18 protein-coding genes and 1 pseudogene are annotated in these 16,908 nt (G+C 70.1%); 13 read left to right on the top strand and 6 right to left on the bottom strand.

The window, feature by feature from the left end:
• Positions 1–113: 113 nt before the first annotated feature.
• Positions 114–1,214, top strand: a complete 1,101-nt coding sequence (locus ACFJI0_RS23430; RefSeq protein ID WP_382322531.1) for a nucleoside hydrolase — start codon at positions 114–116, stop codon at positions 1,212–1,214.
• 13 nt (positions 1,215–1,227) lie between these two features.
• On the opposite strand, the pseudogene ACFJI0_RS23425 reads toward ACFJI0_RS23430, so the two are convergent.
• Positions 1,228–2,131 (bottom strand): annotated as a pseudogene (locus ACFJI0_RS23425) (nucleotidyl transferase AbiEii/AbiGii toxin family protein).
• Positions 2,128–2,727, bottom strand: a complete 600-nt coding sequence (locus ACFJI0_RS23420; protein ID WP_382322530.1) for a type IV toxin-antitoxin system AbiEi family antitoxin domain-containing protein — start codon at positions 2,725–2,727, stop codon at positions 2,128–2,130. Before ACFJI0_RS23420 ends, ACFJI0_RS23425 begins: the two are co-directional and overlap by 4 nt.
• Before the next feature lie 110 nt (positions 2,728–2,837).
• On the opposite strand from ACFJI0_RS23420, the gene ACFJI0_RS23415 reads away from it, so the two are divergent.
• The 11 genes from ACFJI0_RS23415 to ACFJI0_RS23365 all read left to right on the top strand — a co-directional run bounded on the left by ACFJI0_RS23415 (position 2,838) and on the right by ACFJI0_RS23365 (position 14,823).
• Positions 2,838–3,485, top strand: coding sequence for a TetR/AcrR family transcriptional regulator (locus ACFJI0_RS23415; RefSeq protein WP_382322529.1), 648 nt, complete (start codon positions 2,838–2,840; stop codon positions 3,483–3,485).
• 129 nt (positions 3,486–3,614) lie between these two features.
• Positions 3,615–4,670, top strand: a complete 1,056-nt coding sequence (locus tag ACFJI0_RS23410) for an NAD-dependent epimerase/dehydratase family protein (RefSeq protein ID WP_382322528.1) — start codon at positions 3,615–3,617, stop codon at positions 4,668–4,670.
• Entirely contained in the window at positions 4,657–5,496 is an 840-nt protein-coding gene (locus ACFJI0_RS23405) for a GNAT family N-acetyltransferase (RefSeq protein ID WP_382322527.1), read from the top strand. The genes ACFJI0_RS23410 and ACFJI0_RS23405 overlap by 14 nt, the downstream gene beginning before the upstream one ends.
• 3 nt (positions 5,497–5,499) lie before the next feature.
• A complete protein-coding gene (locus ACFJI0_RS23400) occupies positions 5,500–6,564 on the top strand; it encodes a dihydrodipicolinate synthase family protein (RefSeq protein ID WP_382322526.1) in 1,065 nt (354 codons plus the stop codon).
• 19 nt (positions 6,565–6,583) lie between these two features.
• Entirely contained in the window at positions 6,584–7,360 is a 777-nt protein-coding gene (locus tag ACFJI0_RS23395) for an ABC transporter permease (RefSeq protein ID WP_382322525.1), read from the top strand.
• Between the two features lie 73 nt (positions 7,361–7,433).
• Positions 7,434–8,450, top strand: a complete 1,017-nt coding sequence (locus tag ACFJI0_RS23390; protein WP_382322524.1) for an ABC transporter substrate-binding protein — start codon at positions 7,434–7,436, stop codon at positions 8,448–8,450.
• Between the two features lie 115 nt (positions 8,451–8,565).
• On the top strand, positions 8,566–9,342 hold the full coding sequence (locus tag ACFJI0_RS23385) for an ABC transporter ATP-binding protein (RefSeq protein WP_382325804.1): 777 nt from the start codon (positions 8,566–8,568) through the stop codon (positions 9,340–9,342).
• 38 nt (positions 9,343–9,380) lie between these two features.
• Complete coding sequence (locus ACFJI0_RS23380; RefSeq protein ID WP_382322523.1) at positions 9,381–10,202, top strand: sugar phosphate isomerase/epimerase family protein; 822 nt, start codon at positions 9,381–9,383, stop codon at positions 10,200–10,202.
• 13 nt (positions 10,203–10,215) lie between these two features.
• Entirely contained in the window at positions 10,216–11,673 is a 1,458-nt protein-coding gene (locus tag ACFJI0_RS23375; RefSeq protein ID WP_382322522.1) for a mandelate racemase, read from the top strand.
• A complete protein-coding gene (locus ACFJI0_RS23370) occupies positions 11,670–13,109 on the top strand; it encodes an amidase (protein ID WP_382322521.1) in 1,440 nt (479 codons plus the stop codon). The genes ACFJI0_RS23375 and ACFJI0_RS23370 overlap by 4 nt, the downstream gene beginning before the upstream one ends.
• Positions 13,099–14,823 carry an FAD-dependent oxidoreductase gene (locus ACFJI0_RS23365; RefSeq protein ID WP_382322520.1) on the top strand — a complete coding sequence of 575 codons (1,725 nt, stop codon included), beginning with the start codon at positions 13,099–13,101 and terminating at the stop codon, positions 14,821–14,823. Before ACFJI0_RS23370 ends, ACFJI0_RS23365 begins: the two co-directional genes overlap by 11 nt.
• Here the strand turns inward: ACFJI0_RS23365 and ACFJI0_RS23360 are convergent.
• Complete coding sequence (locus tag ACFJI0_RS23360) at positions 14,798–15,478, bottom strand: hypothetical protein (protein ID WP_382322519.1); 681 nt, start codon at positions 15,476–15,478, stop codon at positions 14,798–14,800. The genes ACFJI0_RS23365 and ACFJI0_RS23360 overlap by 26 nt on opposite strands.
• Before the next feature lie 88 nt (positions 15,479–15,566).
• Positions 15,567–15,914: a hypothetical protein gene (locus ACFJI0_RS23355; protein WP_382322518.1), complete on the bottom strand. Its 348-nt coding sequence runs from the start codon at positions 15,912–15,914 to the stop codon at positions 15,567–15,569.
• Positions 15,915–15,954: 40 nt separating this feature from the next.
• On the opposite strand from ACFJI0_RS23355, the gene ACFJI0_RS23350 reads away from it, so the two are divergent.
• Positions 15,955–16,227, top strand: a complete 273-nt coding sequence (locus tag ACFJI0_RS23350) for a 2Fe-2S iron-sulfur cluster-binding protein (RefSeq protein WP_382322517.1) — start codon at positions 15,955–15,957, stop codon at positions 16,225–16,227.
• Here ACFJI0_RS23350 and ACFJI0_RS23345 read toward each other — a convergent pair.
• A complete protein-coding gene (locus ACFJI0_RS23345) occupies positions 16,211–16,393 on the bottom strand; it encodes a hypothetical protein (RefSeq protein ID WP_382322516.1) in 183 nt (60 codons plus the stop codon). The two genes, ACFJI0_RS23350 and ACFJI0_RS23345, sit on opposite strands and share 17 nt — an antisense overlap.
• A gap of 150 nt (positions 16,394–16,543) precedes the next feature.
• Positions 16,544–16,798: a hypothetical protein gene (locus ACFJI0_RS23340; protein WP_382322515.1), complete on the bottom strand. Its 255-nt coding sequence runs from the start codon at positions 16,796–16,798 to the stop codon at positions 16,544–16,546.
• Positions 16,799–16,908 lie beyond the last annotated feature (110 nt).

Below are 16,908 nucleotides of genomic sequence, written 5' to 3'. Positions count from 1 at the left end.
GGGCGCCCTGCCGGGCAGCGGATCCCCCCGAGGCGCTGGGCGGCTTTGCCCAGGCCGAATTCGCGCGCAACCAGAAGCTGGTGCCCACCCTCAACCTGAAGGACTGAAACAACATGCCCATCGACCTGGCTTCCCGTCGCGGTTTTCTTTCCACCGGTTCGCTGGCCCTGGCCGGCGTGGCCGCCACCGGCCTGCTGCCCGCGTTCGCGCAGGACGCGCAGACCCAGGTGCTGCTGGGCGTGGCGGCGCAGCAGCTGCCAGCCATTCCGGCGACGAAACGCACCGTGATCATCGACACCGACCCGGGCCAGGACGACGCCATCGCGCTGCTCTTCGCGCTGGCCGCGCCCGAGCGGCTGGACGTGCGCGCGCTCACCGTCTCGGTGGGCAACATGCCCCTGAGCGTGACCGAGAAGAACACGCGCCGCGTGCGCGACTGGGCCGGGCGCACCGAGGTGCCGGTGTACGCCGGCTACCCCCGGCCGCTGATCCGCGACCCCATCTTCGCCGACGACGTGCACGGCAAGACCGGCCTGGACGGCCCCACGCTGCACGAGCCGCGCGGCCCGCTCGCGCCCGGCCACGCGGTGGACTACCTCATCAGCACCCTGCGCGCCGCCGCGCCCGCCAGCGTGGTGGTGGTGGGCCTGGGCCCGCTGACCAACATCGCCGCCGCGCTCAACATGGCGCCGGACATCAAGGCCGCCATCAGCGAGGTGGTGGTGCTCGGTGGCTCGTGGGGCGTGGGCGGCAACATCACGCCGGCCGCCACCTTCAACCTGTACGCCGACCCGGAGGCCGCGTCGGTGGTGTTCCGCAGCGGCGTGCCGGTCACGGCGATCTCGCACGACGCCGCGCGGCGCGTGCTCGTCACGCCCGAGCGCATCGCGCCCTTCCGCCAGATGGGCAACAACGCCGGCAAGGTGGTCGCCGACATCCTGGACTCGGCCATGGACTACGCCATGCGCCGCCGGGGTGTGAAGGTGGGCCCGATGTACGACCCCTGCGTCATCGCCTACCTGCTGCAGCCCGAGCTGTTCAAGGGCGCGCGCGTGCCGGTGGACATCGAGACCCGGGGCGAATTCACCAGCGGCGCCACCGTGGTGGACTTCCGCGGCTACACCAAGCGCAAGGCCAACACGCTGTGGGTCAACGCGGTGGACATCGACGGCTTCTACCGCCTGCTCGAAAAACGAATCGCGCGTTTGCCTTGACCGGACCCGCTGCTCATACCCACCGTGAGGCTTCAGGGCGCCAGGTGGCCGTTGCCTGACTGTGGGCGGCGGCGACCTCGGTGGGTTGCGCACAGCAGGTCATCCAGCAACGCGACGGTGTCTCCAAGGCTGGCTGCCGCGATGCGGTTCTTGCTCAGGAAGGCCTGCCACTGGCGCAGCTTGGCGCCGTCTTCGCTGAACTGCCGGGTCAGTGCCAAGGGCCGCTCGGTCGGCAGTGCCGTCTGGCGCCGGGCAAAGGTGGCGGCGATGGCTGCGGCCAGCGTGGCGCCCTCCAGTTCCGTGCGCCGGGCAATCACCGCGAGATCGAAGAAGTCCTTCATGCGGCTGTTCGCCTGCCCCAGCATCACCATGGCCTGGTACTTCTCGGCGATCACGGTGTAGACCGGATACACCCGCAGCATGGAGGCTGGAAAGTCCCCCAGCAAGGTGGGGTACGCCACGGTCTGCGGTCCCGGCGTCACGGCATCACCGAAGCCCACGTCGATCTGCAGGGCGCAGCGCGCGGAGCCCAGGCGTGCCACCAGCCGGATGCGGGTGCCGCCGTAGGTGTTGTCTTCGCGAATGGCATCGGCCTTCACGGAGTCGGGGTCGAACACCATGCCGTCGCCCAGGTCCATGGCGGCGACTTCGCGGAAGGTGGCGATCAGGTTGGCCTCATCGTCGGGGCCGAAGCCCAGCAGGTCGGCGTCCCTTGTCGGGCGGTGCGGGGTGTCGTACCACAGCGCAAAGAGCAGGGCGCCTTTGAGCAGGAAGCGGTCGGCATGGGGAGACAGGCTGATGCGAGCCAGCAGGCGCTCCGTGCCAAACCGGTTGAGCAGCAGGTTGTAGTCATCACCGCGCTGTTTGGCGAGCGTCAGCAGCCGGGCCAGGATGGATGCCGAGCGGTTGCCGGTCATTGCGTCACCGCCTCCAGGTAGGGCTGCATGACACGCTCCACCCGGTTGATTTTGGCAAAGTGGCTCAGCTCGGCCATGGTGACCTTGCGGGTGCGCCAGGCGTCTTTCAGTGCCTCCAGCGCCACGTCCAGGCCGATCTTGTTGCGGAACTTGAAGCAGTCGGTCACCGTCTTGGCCGCGCTGTACACGCGGATGGGCGTCCCGTGGTCGATCACGGTCTGGATGCCCTCGCTGTACGCGGCGCCCCGCAGGCGCGTGATGCGCAGCGTCGGGTAGCTCAGCACCGGTGCCTGCGTTGCCTCGGGCAGCGCGATCCACACATCGTGCGGCAGTTGCGTGCCGATCTCATGGAATTGCAGCGCAGTCAGCAGGCACAGCACGGCCTTTGGCACACGCTGGCAGACCTCGATCAGCGTTTGATGTTCGGTGATGTCGGCGTCGGGCAGCCCGTACAGGCCCCGCGCGAACCGTTGCAGCTTGCCTGCGTGGTGAAGCCGGATCAGAAGCTGTGGCGACCAACCCTGCTCGCGCACGTCCGCGGCCCGCAGCACACGCCGGTGCCGGGCCAGTTCGAGGATGTGGTCAGACTGGTTCATGAAGTATGAGTTTAATATTTGCATTACTTTTGTTCAAGTGATGCGATTTTCAACCTAACGAGAGACCGTGCACATAATCCGCCCCACCGCACAGCCAGCCGCAGACCACGATGCCACCACGCCGCGCTTCCGCTTCCAGCCCCACCGATGCCGACAGCAGCGCCGCCCGTTCGGCCATCCTCGCGGCGGCCCGCGCGGAGTTTTCCGCCAAGGGGCTGACGGGCGCGCGCGTCAACGAGATCGCGGCCCGCGCCGGCGTCAACAAGCAGCTGATCTACTACTACTTCGGCAGCAAGGAAGACCTCTACCGCGCCGCGCTCGAGGTGGTCTACACCGAGATCCGCACGCAGGAACGCAGCCTGAAGCTGGGCGACATGCAGCCCGAGGAGGCGATGGCCAGGCTGATCGGTTTCTCGTTCGACTACCTCGCCGAGCACCCCGACTTCATCGGCCTGCTCAACCACGAGAACGCGCAAGGCGCGCGGCATGTGCGCGATTCCAGCGCGATCCGCGACACCAATTCGCCGCTGATCGAGCTCATCGCCAAGACCCTGGCGCGCGGCATCCGCGCGCGCGTGTTCCGCCGTGGCATCGACCCGGTGGAGCTCTACATCTCGGTCGCCGGCATGTCGTATTTCTTCTTCTCCAACCGCCTGACCCTGTCGTCCATCTTCAGCCGCGATCTCTCGTCGGCCGACGCGGTGGGCGCCTACCGCGCGCACGTCGTGGCCTTCGCCATGGCCGGTCTGCGCGCCTGATTCCACCGCACCATTCGAGGGCGCGAACGCATCCGGGCAAACCCTTTGTCCCGATTTCAACCAAACGGTTGACACGAAGTTGACACGCCCATATGCTCATCCCATCGCGTTTGAGAAAAGGGTCATGCCATGTCAGGCAACGTTGTCACACTGCTGGATCCCGCGCAGCTGCCGGCTCGTTTCGAGTCGGTCGAGGCGCTGGAGGAATTCCTGTCGCGGCCGAGCCAGGCCCTGATCGACGACCTGGCGCAGGTGGACGGCGACATCATGATCCTGGGCGTGGCCGGCAAGATGGGCCCCACGCTCGCGCGCCTGGCCAAGAACGCCGCGCCGCACAAGCGCGTGATCGGCGTGGCGCGTTTCAGCGACCCCGCCGTGCGCCAGCGCATGGAAGCCTGGGGCATCGAGACCATCGCCGCCGACCTGCTGGACCGCGCCGCCATCGAGGCGCTGCCGCGCGTGCCCAACATCGTCTTCGCGGCCGGCCACAAGTTCGGCGCCAAGGACAACCAGGCCCTGACCTGGGCCATGAACACCCACGTGCCGGCCCTGGTGGCCGACACCTTCCGCGAGTCGCGCATCGTCGGCTTCTCCACCGGCAACATCTACCCGCTGACCACGGTGGGCCGCCAGGGCGCGAGCGAGAAGACGCCGCCCGCACCGCTGGGCGAGTACGCGCAGTCGTGCATCGGGCGCGAGCGCATGTTCGAGTACTTCTCGGGTCAGCACGGCACGCCGGGCCGCATCTTCCGGCTCAACTACGCGATCGACATGCGCTACGGCGTGCTGTACGACATCGCCTCCAAGGTGCACCGCGGCGAGACGGTGGACGTGACCATGGGCCACGTGAACGTGATCTGGCAGGGCGATGCGAACGCGCAGGTGCTGCGCTGCCTGCGCCACTGCACGGTGCCGGCCACGCCGGTGAACTGCACCGGGCCGGAAACGCTCTCGGTGCGCTGGCTGGTGGACGAGTTCGCCGCGCGCCTGGGCGTGAAGGCGCAGGTGAGCGGGCAGGAGGCGGCCACCGCGCTGCTGTCGGACACCACTTTGGCGGGCAAGCTGTTCGGTTACCCGCTGGTGCCGCTGGGCGCCATGCTCGACTGGGTGGCCGACTGGGTCAAGCGCGAGCAGCCGGCGCACGGCAAGCCGACCAAGTTCGAGGTCCGGGATGGCGCCTTCTGAGGCACTGACCTCGGTCATCCTCGGTCCGGACGATGTGCCGGAGGGCCTCGCTTTGTCGGACGCCGCGGGCTGGAACCAGACCGCCGACGACTGGCGCCTGTTCATCACGCAGGGCCGCGTCTTCGGCCTGCGCGATGGCGATGCGGGCCCGCTGGTGGCGACGGCCGCCGCGCTGCCGTATGAAGGTGGCATCGGCTGGGTCTCCATGGTGCTGGTGAACCCTGCGTGGCGGCACCAGGGCCTGGCCACCGCGCTGATGGCGCGCTGCGTGGCGCACCTGCGCTCGCTCGGCGCCACGCCGGTGCTGGACGCCACGCCCGCCGGGCAACAGGCCTACCTGCGCATCGGTTTCGAGGACGGTTTCGCGCTCGCGCGCTGGGAAGGCACGGTCGCCGATGCCGCCGCCGCGCCGCGCCCCGCGCCGCCGGCCGATGCCGCCACGGTGTCGGCGCTCGACGCCCAGGCCAACGGCTGTGGCCGGGGCTTTCTGCTGACCGACTTCCTGCAACGTGCCGGCACGCGCGTGGGCCTGTCGCCGGCGCGCACCGGTTTCGTGATCGCCCGCGAAGGCCGCCGCGCCACGCAGATTGGCCCGCTGGTGGCCGACGACGAAAGCTCGGCGCTCTCGCTGCTGCAGGCCGCGCTGGCCGGCGCCAGCGGCCGCGTGTTCCTCGATGTGCCCGAACGCTGGGCCGCGCTGCGCGCCTGGCTGGAGCAGGCCGGTTTCGCGCGCCAGCGCGCCTTCGTGCGCATGTCGCTCGGCGCCGCCCCCATCGCCTCTGTCAACGACCGCCTGTTCGTATTGGCCGGTCCCGAATTTGGTTGAACCATGAGCCTCACTGCCTCCCAAGTCGAACACACCCGCGCGCTGCTGCGCCGGGGCCTGGCCATTCCCGCGCACCCGCTCGCGCTCAACGCGCAGCGCCAGCTCGACGTGCGCCGCCAGCGCGCGCTCAGCCGCTACTACCTCGATGCCGGCGCCGGCGGCCTGGCCGTGGGCGTGCACACCACGCAGTTCGCGATCCGCGAGGTGGGGCTGTATGAAGAGGTGCTGCGCCTGGCCGTGGAGACCGCGCGCGCCTGGGTCGAACCCGGCCGCGAGCTCGCCATGGTGGCCGGCGTGTGCGGCCGCACCGAACAGGCCGTGGCCGAAGCGACACTCGCGCGCGGCCTGGGCTACAACGCCGGCCTGCTGAGCCTGGCCGCGATGAAGGGCCAGAGCGAAGACGCGCTGATCGCCCACTGCGAGGCGGTGGCGCAAGAGATCCCGCTGATCGGCTTCTACCTGCAGCCCGCCGTGGGCGGCATGAACCTGAGCGCCGCCTTCTGGGCCCGCTTCGCGGCGATCCCGAACGTGGTGGCGATCAAGGTCGCGCCCTTCCACCGCTACCGCACGCTCGACGTGGTGCGCGGCCTGGTGCAGGCGCGCGCCGAAGAGCGCGTGACGCTCTACACCGGCAACGACGACCACATCGTGCTCGACCTGATCACGCCCTTCACCGTGCCGCGCGACGGTGTGCCGGTGACGGTGCGCTTCCGGGGCGGCCTGCTCGGCCACTGGTCGGTGTGGACCTCGGGCGCGGTGCGCATGCTGGAGCTGTGCAAGTCGGCGGCCAAGGGTTCGGTGGTGACGGCCGAGATGCTGGCGCTGGACAGCCGCGTGACCGACTGCAACAGCGCCTTCTTCGACGTGGCCAACGACTTCCACGGCTGCATCGCCGGCTGCCATGAGATCCTGCGCCGCCAGGGTTTGCTCGAAGGCATCTGGTGCCTGGACCCGAACGAAGGCCTGAGCCCGGGCCAGAAGGAAGCCATCGACCGCGTGTGCGCCGAGCACGGCGACCTGGCCGACGACGCCTTCGTGAAGGCCGGCCTGAGCCGCTGGCTCGCGTGACGGAAAGAAGAAACCCACCATGACGCAAAACAGAATCGCCCGCTGGACCGCCCACTACCTGCCCGCCATCGGGCTGTTCGTGGGCTTCATCGTGTTGTGGCAGCTCGCGGTGTCGGTGTTCGGCATCCGCGAATACCTGCTGCCCAGCCCGTACTCGGTGTGGCAGGCCATGCTGAGCGACGAGATCCCCTGGTTCAGCCACGCCTGGATCACGGGTGTGGAAATCCTCGGCGCCTTCGTGCTGGCCGGTGTGGCCGGCGTGATGCTGGGCATCGCCATCGCCTGGTCGCAAGGCATTTCGCGCGCGCTCACACCCTTCCTGGTGTTCGTGAACACGCTGCCCAAGGTGGCGATCGCGCCGCTGTTCCTGATGTGGCTGGGCTACGGCATCCTGCCCAACATGCTGATCGGCGCGCTGATCGGCTTCTTCCCGGTGGTCATCAACACCGCCGTGGGCCTGACCCAGATCGACCAGGACATGGTGGACCTGGGCCGCGTGTTCAGCGCGCCCAAGTGGAAGGTGTTCATGAAGATCCGCATCCCCAACGCCTACCCCTACATCCTGAGCGCGCTCAAGGTCACCGCCACCTCGGCCGTGGTGGGCGCGGTGGTGGGCGAGTTCGTGGCCTCGCAGAAGGGCCTGGGCTACGTGATCATCACCACGCAGAGCAGCATGAACACGCCGGCCGCGTTCGCCGCGCTGGTGTGGATCTCGGTGCTGGGCCTGCTGCTGTACGGCCTGGTGGCCCTGCTCTCGCGCCTGCTCGCGCCCTGGGCCGAAGAAGCCCCGCGCTGATCAAAGAAAACAACAACCCCTTCCCTCCCCGCCGTTCTCCTCTTCCCCACCCGTCCTCCGAAAGGAAAGCACCATGACTCCCAGGATCGCTGTTTCCGCCGCCGCCGTCTGCGCGGCCCTGCTGGCGCTGCTGCCGGCCACGGCCTCGGCCCAGGCCAAGGAGAAGTTCACCTTCGCCCTCAACTGGTTCGCCGTGGGCGACCACGCCGCCTACTGGGTGGCGCTGGACAAGGGCTATTACGCCCAGCGCGGCCTGGACGTGACGCTGGAAAACTCCAAGGGCTCGGGCGACTCCATCGCCAAGGTGGACACCAACCGCGCCGACGCCGGCCTGGCCGACGCGGTGCCGGTGATCTCGGCCGCCTCGCGCGGCGCGCGCGTGAAGATGGTGGGCATGGTGTTCGACAAGACGCCCATGACCTTCTTCAGCCACGCCGACGCGCCGCTGCTCAAGCCCAAGGACCTCGAAGGCAAGACCGTGGCCGCGCCCGCCGGCGACAGCCAGCGCCTGGCCTTCCCCGCTTTCGCGCGCCTGAACCAGATCGACCCGAACAAGGTGAGCTGGGTGAACATCGAGCCCACCGCCAAGGTCGCCTCCATCGCCGAGAAGCGCGTGGACGGCGTGGCCGACTACACCACCGGCCAGCCCTTCTACGACAAGGCCATGGGCCCGGGCAAGGCCGTGCGCCTGCAGTGGGCCGACTACGGCTTCGACCTCTACGCCATGTCCATCATCGCGGGCGAGAAAACCATGGCCGACAAGCCCAAGCAGCTCAAGGCCTTCCTCGAAGCCTCGTACATGGGCTGGCGCGACGTGATGGCGAACCCCAAGGAAGCGCTGGCCATCTTCAAGAAGCGCGTGCCCGAGATCGACGTGGCCATCATCGAGTCCAACATGATGATGGGCTTCGACCTCATGCGCACCAAGAACTACGCCGACAACGGCATCGGCTGGATCGACGAGAAGAAGATGTGCGCCTCCACCGACATCGTCAACACCTACATGGGCCTGCCCAAGAAGGTGGATTGCAAGACGGTGTTCAGCACCGAGTACTTCACCAAGGTGGCGATGCCGCTGCCGGTCAAGTAAGCCCACAGCGCGCAAGAAACCAGGCATGCAGGACACCGACGAGATGAGCCCAGCAACAGAACAAACGGATGGCGTGGCCTCGGGCCGCGTCCTCATCGAGGTGGACCATGCCGGCATGATCTACCAGGCCGAGAGCGGCCCGGTGGAGGCCTTGCGCGACATTTCGCTGCAGATCCGCGAAGGCGAGTTCGTGGCGCTGGTCGGCCCCAGCGGCTGCGGCAAGTCCACGCTGATGCGCGCCATCGCCGGCCTGCGCCCCGTCACCAGCGGGCGCATCCTGGTCGACGGCGTGCCGGTGGACAAGCCGATCCCCAAGGTGGGCATGGTGTTCCAGGCCGCGCTGCTGCTCAAGTGGCGCTCGGTGCTCGACAACGTGCTGTTGCCGGTGGAACTCTCCGGCGGCAACCCCGCGCAATACCGCGAGCGCGCGCACGCGCTGCTCAAGATGGTGGGTCTGGGCGACTTCGCGAACAAGCGGCCGGGCGAACTCTCGGGCGGCATGCAGCAGCGCGCCTCGCTCTGCCGCGCGCTGATCCTGGACCCGCCCATCCTGCTGATGGACGAGCCCTTCGGCGCGCTCGACGCCATGACGCGCGACGAGATGAACATCGAGCTGTTGCGCATCTGGGGCGAGAGCAGCAGCGGCGGGCAGCGCAAGACCATCGTCTTCGTCACGCACTCGATTCCCGAGGCCGTGTTCCTGGCCGACCGCGTGGTGGTGATGTCGCCGCGCCCGGGCCGCGTGGCGGACATCCGCCAGGTGGACATCGCGCGCCCGCGCACCGCCGAGACGCGCGCCGACCCGGCGCTGGGCCGCATGTCCTTCGAGCTGTACACCGAACTCTCGGGCGCCACCGGCCGGCGCGAGACGCGGGCCGGCCCGCAGTGGTGAACCTTCGCCACCGCCCGCGCGGCTGAAAGAGCGGCCCCGTGCGCATCGCCCTGTGCAACGAGGTGCTGGCGCCGCTGCCGTTCGCCCGCCAGTGCGAGGTGGCGGCCGCCCTGGGTTACGACGGGCTGGAGGTGGCGCCCTTCACGCTGGGCGAGGAAGCCTTGTCGAGCGCGCGGCGCAGCGGGCTGCGCCGCGCGGCGGTGGACGCGGGCATCGAGGTCTCGGGCCTGCACTGGCTGCTGCGGCAACCGGCGGGCCTGTCCATCACCTCGGCCGACACCACCGTGCGCGCCCGCACGCTCGACACCCTGCGCCACCAGATCGACCTCTGCGCCGACCTCGGCGGCTCGGTGCTGGTGCACGGCTCGCCCGCGCAGCGCCGCCTGCCACCGGGTGAGGAAGCCGCCGCGCGCGAACGCGGCATCGAGGCCTTCGCCGCCGTGGCGGCGCACGCGCAGGCGGCCGGCGTCGTCTACTGCATCGAACCCCTGGCCGCGCCCGAGGCCGACTTCATCCACACCGTGGCCGAGGCCGCCGCCATCGTGCGCGCCATCGGCCGCCCCGCGCTGCGCACCATGCTCGACTGCTGCGCCGCCGCGCGCGCCGAGGCCGAGCCGGTGCCTGCCGTGCTCGCGCGCTGGCTGCCCACCGGCCTGCTCGCCCACGTGCAGGTGAACGACCCCAACCTGCGCGGCCCCGGCCAGGGCGCGCTGGCCTTCGCCGACATCCTGCGCACGCTGTGCCAGCACGGCTACGCCGGCTGGGTGGCGGTGGAGCCCTTCGACTACCAACCCGATGGCCCCATGGCCGCCGCCCGCGCCATCGGTTACCTGCGGGGCCTGCTGGAGGCCCTGCATTGAGGAAATGACCGCCATGCCCACCGCCCCCCGCGTCCAAGTTTTGTCCGTCGAGCGCTTCGAGTCGCCCTACCGGCTGCGCCTGCCGTTCCGCTTCGGCGTCATCACCGTGACCGAAGGCCGCCAGGCCATCGTGCGCGTGCGCGTGCGCCACGAGAACGGGCGCGAAGGCACGGGCTACGCCGCCGAAGCACTGGGCGCCAAGTGGTTCGACAAGAACCCCGCGCTCTCCGACGCGCAGAACCACGACCAGCTGCGCAAGGCGCTGGAACTCACCGCCGAGGCCTACGGCGCGGCGCCCCCGCTCAGCGCCTTCGACCTGTATGCCAACCACTACCGCGAGCTGCTGGAGGCCGGCGCCGCGTGTGGCCTGAACCCGCTGGTGACCAGCTACGGCCCGGCCCTGATCGACCGCGCGGTGCTCGACGCGCTGTGCCGCATCGAAGGCCTGAGCTTCTGGCAGGCGATGCAGCACAACCGGCCCGGCATGCGCGCGCACCCCATCGCGCCCGATCTCCAGGGCTTCGCGCTCGCGCCCTTCCTGCGCGGCCTCACGCCGCTGACCTCGCTGGCCGTGCGCCACACCGTGGGCCTGCTCGACCCCATCGTGGCGGGCGACCAGGCCGCCGGCACGCGCGTGAACGACGGCCTGCCCGAAACCCTGGAAGAGGTGGTGGCCGCATACGGCAACCGTTACTTCAAGCTCAAGGTCTCGGGCCAGGCCGACGCCGACCTCGAGCGGCTGCGCCGCATCGCCTCCGTGCTCGACCGCCTGCAAGACCCCTACGTGGTCACGCTCGACGGCAACGAGCAGTACGAGAACGCCGAGGCCATCGCCGCGCTGTGGCAGCGCATGGCCGCCGAGCCCGCGCTGCGCCGCCTGTGCGAGGCCACGCTGCTGATCGAACAGCCCATCAAGCGGCAGATGGCGCTGGCCCAGCCGGTGGCGGCGCTGGCGCGGCACAAGCCCGTGATCATCGACGAGTCCGACGGTGACCTCGACGCCTTCCCCTGCGCCCGCGCGCTGGGCTACACCGGCGTCTCCACCAAGGCCTGCAAGGGCTTCTACAAATCGGTGCTCAACCTCGCGCGCTGCCAGGTGTGGAACCAGGCCGAGGGCCGCGAGACCTTCTTCATGTCGGCCGAAGACCTCACCACCCAGCCCGGCATCAGCGTGCAGCAGGACCTGGCGCTGGTCAGCCTGCTCGGCATCACCCACGTGGAGCGCAACGCCCACCACTTCATCGACGGCTTCAACGGCCGCCCACCGGCCGAGGCCGACGCCTACCTGGCCGCGCACCCCGACCTCTACCACCGGCAGGACGGCCGCGCGCGCCTGCGCATAGCGCGCGGGCAGCTGGCCCTGGGCTCGCTCGCGGGCGTGGGCTTCGGCTCCGGTGTGGACCCGGACCTGAGCGACACCGCCGCCATGCCGCGCGCCGACTGGCCCCCCCACGCATCGGAGACCCCATGAGCACCATCGACTACGAAAGCCACGACGGCCTGGGCCTGGCGCAGCTGGTCAAGCAAGGCGAGGTGACGCCGCAGGAGCTGCTGGAGGCCGCGCTCGCGCGCATCGCCGCGCACAACCCGGCGCTCAACGCGGTGGTCACGCCGCTGTACGACGCGGCGCGCGCCGAGATCGCGCGCGGCCTGCCGGCCGGGCCGTTCCAGGGCGTGCCCTTTCTGGTGAAAGAGCTGGTGGCCTCGGTGGCGGGCGCGGCCACCACCGCGTCCTCGCGCCTGTACGCGCACAACACCGCGGCGGCCGACAGCGAGATCGTGGCGCGCCTGCGCCGCGCGGGGCTGGTGATCGCGGGCAAGACCAACTCGCCCGAGTTCGGGCTCTCGCCCATCACCGAGTCGCTGCTGTACGGCGTGACGCGCAACCCCTGGAACACCGAACTCTCGCCCGGCGGCTCCAGCGGCGGCGCGGCGGCGGCCGTGGCCTCGGGCATGGTGCCGCTGGCCCACGCCACCGACGGCGGCGGCTCCATCCGCATCCCGGCCTCGTGCTGCGGCCTGTTCGGCCTCAAGCCCACGCGCGCGCGCATCACCGCCGGCCCCGAAGGCGGCGAGGGCCTCAACGGCCTCGCCCACCAGCACGTGGTGAGCCGCAGCGTGCGCGACAGCGCGGCCCTGCTCGACGCCATCGCCGGCCCCATGCCGGGCGACCCCTACACCGCCGTGCCGCCCGAGCGGCCCTACCTGGAAGAGATGGGCCGCGCGCCCGGGCGCCTGCGCATCGCCTTCGCGAAGACCGCGCCCACCGGCGTGCCGGTGGACCCGGCCTGCGTGGACGCCGTGGAAGACGCCGCGCGCCTGTGCGAACAGCTCGGCCACCACGTGGAAGAAGCCTCGCCCGACTACGACGCGCAGGTGGTGGAGCGCGGTTTCGAAATGGTGTTCGCCACCCACACCATGGCCAACATCGCGCGCGCCACCGGTGGCCCCCTGCCCGACCCGGAACTGGTCGAGCCCTTGACCTACGCGCTGGCCCAGGTCGGCCGCGTGCCCAGCGCGGCCGAATACATTCTCAACCTGCATGCGCTGCAGCGGCAGTCGCGGCGCATCGCGGGCTTCTTCGAGCGCTTCGACGTGTGGCTCACGCCCACGCTCGCGCAGACGCCCCGGGCCATCGGCCACTTCAACATCCGCTCCAGCGACGTGCGCGACTGGATGAGCAAGCTCGCGGCCTACCTGCCCTTCACCTACCCCTTCAACGTCACCGGCCAGCCCGCGGCCTCGGTGCCGCTGCACTGGACGGCTGACAACCTGCCCATCGGCTGCCAGTTCGCGGCGCGCTATGGCGACGAAGGCCTGCTGCTGCGCCTGTGCGCGCAACTCGAAGCAGCGCGGCCCTGGTTCCACCGGCGCCCGCCGGTGAGCGGCCTCCCGCATGCGCACTGAGGAAACGGTCGACCTGCTCGTCATCGGCGGCGGCGTGGCGGGGCTCACGGCCGCGCTGGTGGCCGCCATCGAAGGCCTGAGCGTGCTGGTCTGCGAGAAGACCGAGCAGCTCGGCGGCACGGCCGCCACCTCGGCCGGCACCGTGTGGATACCCGGCAGCAGCCAGAGCGAGCGCGCCGGCCTGGCCGACCCGGTGGTGCGCGCGCACCACTACCTGGCCGCCGAGATCGACACCGACAGCGGCGCCGACCTGCGCGACACCTTCCTGCGCACCGGCCCGCGCGTGCTCGACTACCTGGCGCAACACTCCTGCGTCAGCTTCGTGCCCGCCGCGCGCCACCCCGACTACCACGACCAGCACGCCGGCGCGGCCATCGGCGGCCGGGCGCTCGTCGCGCGCGCTTTCGACGGGCGCGAGCTCGGCCCCGACTTCGCGCGCGTGCGCCCGCCCATGAGCCACATGATGGTGCTGGGCGGCATGTCCGTCAGCAAGGACGACATCGCGCCGCTGCTCAAGCCCCTGGCCTCGCGGGCCGCATTGCGCCACGTGTTCACCCTGCTGAGCCGCCACGCGCGCGACCGCCTGCGCCACCCGCGCGGCACGCGGCTGGTGATGGGCAACGCGCTCATCGCGCGCCTGCTGCTCAGCCTGCGCCAGCGCGGCGTGGACCCGCTCATGGGCGTGGCCGTGCAGCAGTTGCACGAAGACGGCGGCCGGGTGAGCGGCGCCACGCTCTCGCAAGGCGGGCGCACCTGGCGCGTGCAGGCGCGGTGCGGCGTGGTGCTCGCCTGCGGCGGCTTTCGCGACGCGCCCGAGTGGCGCCAACGCCTGCTGCCCGCGCCCGCGCAGACGCAGTCGCTCCTGTTCGAAGGCAACACCGGCGACGGCCTTCGCCTCGCGCAAAGCGTGGGCGCCGCCATCGACGAGACCGGGCACCGCACGCCCGCCTTCTGGGTGCCGGTGTCGGTGCTGCGCCAGGCGGACGGCACCGAGCAGCGCTTCCCGCACTTCGCGCTGGACCGCGCCAAGCCCGGCCTGATCGCGGTGGACGCCAGCGGCCGGCGCTTCGTCAACGAAGGCGACTCGTACCACGACTTCGTGCTCGCGATGCTCAACGCCTCGCCCGAGCCCGCCGTGCCCGCGCACCTGATCTGCGACGCCCACTTTCTGCACCGCTACGGCCTGGGCCTGGTGCGCCCGGGCGCATGGCGGCTGCGGCCCTACCTGCGCGCCGGTTACCTCAAGCGCGCGCCCACGCTGGCCGCGCTCGCGGGCCAGCTCGGCATCGACCCCGAAGGCCTGCGCGTCACCGTGTCGCGCCACAACGGCTTCGCGCACACCGGCGTGGACCTGGACTACGGCAAAGGCACGAGCGAACTCAACCGCTTCAACGGCGACCCGACCCACACGCCCAACCCCTGCATCGGCCCCATCGCGACGGCGCCGTTCTACGCGGTGACCGTGTGGCCCGGCGACGCGGGCACCAGCGTGGGCCTGCGCACCGATGTGGACGCGCGGGTGTTAGGCCGCGACGGCCAGGCGATCGAAGGGCTGTACGCGGCCGGGGCCGACATGGCGTCCATCATGCGCGGGCGCTACCCCGGGCCGGGAGTGACGCTGGGGCCGGCGATGGTGTTTGCCTGGCGGGCGGTGATGCACGCGGTGGGGCGGCGCACCTCCACCCAGGTCAGTTCGTCGCGAAGCAGTACATGAGCCCCGCGCTGCCGCTCATCTTGAGCTGATCGACGCTGCAGCCGCGCGTGCCGTGCGACGCGTTCCACGACGCGTTCGCCGCCGGGTCGGGGTTGGTGCCCTTGCGGTCGTGGTGGCCCACCATGGCGGAGCCGCCATCGCTCTTGGTCCAGTTGCCGCAGGTGGTGTCCTTGCCGGGCTCGGGCACGGCCAGCGTGCCGTCGGGGCGCGAGCCGGTGAGGATGTCGTGGCGGTTGACCGCATCACCGAAGCCGGAGACCACTTCGCCCTTCTCGGTCAGCGAGGTGTCCTTGCCGAGCTTGGCGTTGGCGCTGTGCAGGTCGGCCACGCTGGTGGCGACGACGACGCCCTTCGCATTGGTCCATGGGCCGGAGCCGATCCGGTCGCGCGCATTGACCACCGCTTGCCCATCCATGGCCGCGGTGCTCAGGTAGGCGCGCCAGGTCTTGCCACCCGCGCCGGCGGCGGTGGCCAGCGACTGGCAGAAGCGGTCCGCGCCGGCCAGGCCGCCGAGGTCGCCGCCCTTGCCCGGGTTGGCGCTGGTGATGAAGAAACCCATGGAGTTGCCGCCAGAAGGCTTCATGGCGCCGCAACCCGCGATCAGGGCGACAGTGGCAACGGCGGCGCTGGCGAGAAGAAGGGAACGGCTGGGCATGGGAGGCTCCTGGGCACGGTGGAAGGAAGCCGCAGGCTAGCGCAGCGCCGTGTCAGCGGCAACCGAAGCCACCATCCATGGAGGGGTCTCAGTAAGCCGTCTCGCGGGCTTCCAGCACCAGCGACAGCACCCGCGAGCCCTTGCAGCTCGCCTTGGCGCGCACGCGGCATTCGGCATCGGCCTCGACCGTCAGGCGGCAGTGGTAGTCCAGGCCGTCGGTCTCGCCGGGGCTATGGCCCGGGACGCGGCGAGCCCACAAACGCCGGCCGTCCACCTCCACGACCAGTTCGTGCGAGGGCTCGGCGGGGTCCGCCAGCACAGACACCAGCAGGGTGGCATCGAGGTCGAAGGTGCGCGCGCGGCCCAGTGCGGCGGGAATCACCAGGGAGGCGACGGATTCGGTGCCCGCGTCATACTTCCAATATTCCAAGGTCATGGGGAAAGTCTAAGCCCACGCCATTCCCCTTTCGACGCGCATGAAAACCTTCCGCATCCAGATTGACGGCCAAGCCGTGGCCGCCGAGGCCGACAGCGAGACCAGCCTGTTCGCGGCGATGGCGCGCGCGGGAATCGATTGGCCGGTGTCCTGCCGCAACGGCACCTGCCGCACCTGCATCGCCCGGCTGCTGCAGGGGCAAGTGCGCTACGACATTCCCTGGCCCGGCCTGAGCGCCGACGAAAAGCAGGACGGCTATTGCCTGCCCTGCGTGGCCCGGCCCATGGCCGATTTGGTCATTGCCCGGGCTTGAAGCCCAAGCCACCCGACGCTTCGCCCGGCTTGCGATCGGCGGGATTGGTCTGAGGCGCCCGATCCGGATGCGTCGGGTTGGCACCCGGCGCGCGGTCGTCGCCAGGGGGCTGTTGGTCGATGGGCTTGCCGGGGGTCTGGCCTGGCGGGTTGGGGGTGATGGACATGCTGCGGGGCTCCTGAGCGTTTGCGGGACCGGACATCGGTCCGAAGACTCAGTGTCAGGTTGAAGCGCTTTCGCCCCGGTAGGCCAACTCTCTGTGGACCTGTAGGCCCTGTCCGGCCTCGTCGAATGCGCTGCTGAGTGCTCTTGCTCTCTAGCGGGCAGAAGAAGGATCGTCTGCCGTGTAGCGTCTTTCTATCCAGTGTGAGCCGTGGCCGAACTTCTCATTGCCCGCTTCGACCACGGTCCTGAGCGTCTGAAGAACAGCGGGATCCGCTGTCTGCCAATGGGTGGATGTGGAGGCTTCGCGCTTGAGCTTGCTTGCTGCGGGCGTGCAGCAAATTCGCGCGAGATGGTGCACGCTTTGAACGGTGTGCCCTTTGCCCACGGGTGCCTGCAGGATGCTCATCGCCTTCTCCTGGGGGGTGGGGTCCAAGCGCTCCACCAACAAACAGCTTGCCTTCGAGCTGGGCTCGCGTCTATCGATCCGGCAGGTTTTGAGTAAACGGATGTTTCTGG

The organism is Hydrogenophaga sp. UC242_53 (assembly GCF_042696965.1).
Classification (GTDB): Bacteria; Pseudomonadota; Gammaproteobacteria; order Burkholderiales; family Burkholderiaceae_C; genus Hydrogenophaga.
The sequence above is the reverse complement of the archived record's forward strand: the minus strand, read 5'-3'. Positions and strand labels throughout refer to the sequence as shown.

Coding starts and splice junctions, on each gene's coding strand:
- ACFJI0_RS23430 (WP_382322531.1), top strand. CDS start 114: ATGCCCATCGACCTGGCTTCCCGTCGCGGTTTTCTTTCCACCGGTTCG.
- ACFJI0_RS23420 (WP_382322530.1), bottom strand. CDS start 2,727: ATGAACCAGTCTGACCACATCCTCGAACTGGCCCGGCACCGGCGTGTG.
- ACFJI0_RS23415 (WP_382322529.1), top strand. CDS start 2,838: ATGCCACCACGCCGCGCTTCCGCTTCCAGCCCCACCGATGCCGACAGC.
- ACFJI0_RS23410 (WP_382322528.1), top strand. CDS start 3,615: ATGTCAGGCAACGTTGTCACACTGCTGGATCCCGCGCAGCTGCCGGCT.
- ACFJI0_RS23405 (WP_382322527.1), top strand. CDS start 4,657: ATGGCGCCTTCTGAGGCACTGACCTCGGTCATCCTCGGTCCGGACGAT.
- ACFJI0_RS23400 (WP_382322526.1), top strand. CDS start 5,500: ATGAGCCTCACTGCCTCCCAAGTCGAACACACCCGCGCGCTGCTGCGC.
- ACFJI0_RS23395 (WP_382322525.1), top strand. CDS start 6,584: ATGACGCAAAACAGAATCGCCCGCTGGACCGCCCACTACCTGCCCGCC.
- ACFJI0_RS23390 (WP_382322524.1), top strand. CDS start 7,434: ATGACTCCCAGGATCGCTGTTTCCGCCGCCGCCGTCTGCGCGGCCCTG.
- ACFJI0_RS23385 (WP_382325804.1), top strand. CDS start 8,566: ATGATCTACCAGGCCGAGAGCGGCCCGGTGGAGGCCTTGCGCGACATT.
- ACFJI0_RS23375 (WP_382322522.1), top strand. CDS start 10,216: ATGCCCACCGCCCCCCGCGTCCAAGTTTTGTCCGTCGAGCGCTTCGAG.
- ACFJI0_RS23370 (WP_382322521.1), top strand. CDS start 11,670: ATGAGCACCATCGACTACGAAAGCCACGACGGCCTGGGCCTGGCGCAG.
- ACFJI0_RS23365 (WP_382322520.1), top strand. CDS start 13,099: ATGCGCACTGAGGAAACGGTCGACCTGCTCGTCATCGGCGGCGGCGTG.
- ACFJI0_RS23360 (WP_382322519.1), bottom strand. CDS start 15,478: ATGCCCAGCCGTTCCCTTCTTCTCGCCAGCGCCGCCGTTGCCACTGTC.
- ACFJI0_RS23355 (WP_382322518.1), bottom strand. CDS start 15,914: ATGACCTTGGAATATTGGAAGTATGACGCGGGCACCGAATCCGTCGCC.
- ACFJI0_RS23350 (WP_382322517.1), top strand. CDS start 15,955: ATGAAAACCTTCCGCATCCAGATTGACGGCCAAGCCGTGGCCGCCGAG.
- ACFJI0_RS23345 (WP_382322516.1), bottom strand. CDS start 16,393: ATGTCCATCACCCCCAACCCGCCAGGCCAGACCCCCGGCAAGCCCATC.
- ACFJI0_RS23340 (WP_382322515.1), bottom strand. CDS start 16,798: ATGAGCATCCTGCAGGCACCCGTGGGCAAAGGGCACACCGTTCAAAGC.